2 protein-coding genes are annotated in these 651 nt (G+C 43.6%); both read right to left on the bottom strand.

From position 1 onward, the window contains the following. Nucleotides 1–258: 258 nt before the first annotated feature. Nucleotides 259–384 carry a type B 50S ribosomal protein L36 gene (ykgO, locus tag R7040_RS27275; RefSeq protein ID WP_005380299.1) on the bottom strand — a complete coding sequence of 42 codons (126 nt, stop codon included), beginning with the start codon at nucleotides 382–384 and terminating at the stop codon, nucleotides 259–261. Nucleotides 385–387: 3 nt separating this feature from the next. Further along, nucleotides 388–648 carry a type B 50S ribosomal protein L31 gene (locus R7040_RS27270; protein WP_318097719.1) on the bottom strand — a complete coding sequence of 87 codons (261 nt, stop codon included), beginning with the start codon at nucleotides 646–648 and terminating at the stop codon, nucleotides 388–390. Nucleotides 649–651: the final 3 nt, after the last annotated feature.

The following is a 651-nucleotide window of genomic DNA, read 5'->3' as shown; positions in this document are numbered from 1 at the left end:
CCCTATATAAAGTCGAATGCAAAGATAGTGTGTGGTGTAAGCTCAAAGAGCCGAGCAGTCTGCAAACGTTCAATTTTGACTTGAATAACGACGAAGTCGTGCCAGTAAAAACCATGCCAAGCACGAGCGAATAAACGTTGGCACTTGGCGAGTATTAGGTGGGCGTGTAGATTCATAGCTGCTAAGGCAATCATCCGTTGTCATGGACGAAAATACCTTCAATTTCGCTACACACCCCTTTGTTGTTCGTTTCTACTGTTATTTTTGTACAGCTTTGAACCTCGGATTTGTCTTACAAATAACGTACAAGCGCCCTCTTCTTTTCACTATCTGACAGTCAGGATGACGGCTCTTCGCGCTTTTAAGTGATTTCACAACTTTCATGACTTATTCCTTCTCACTAGTAAATTGACCAAAACGACGGTTGAAGTTAGCAATACGCCCTTCCGCTTGAACCACTCGTTGCTTACCTGTGTAAAACGGATGAGAAGACGACGACACATCCAATGTGAAGTACGGGTATGTTTTTCCGTCTTTCCACTCAATGGTGCGATCGGTTTTCAATGTTGAGACGACAACAAAGTATTCATCCACACTTGTGTCATGAAACACCACTGGACGATAGGCAGGGTGGATTCCTGGTTTCATTTC

The organism is Vibrio sp. 1069, assembly GCF_033340555.1.
The sequence above is the reverse complement of the archived record's forward strand: the minus strand, read 5'-3'. Positions and strand labels throughout refer to the sequence as shown.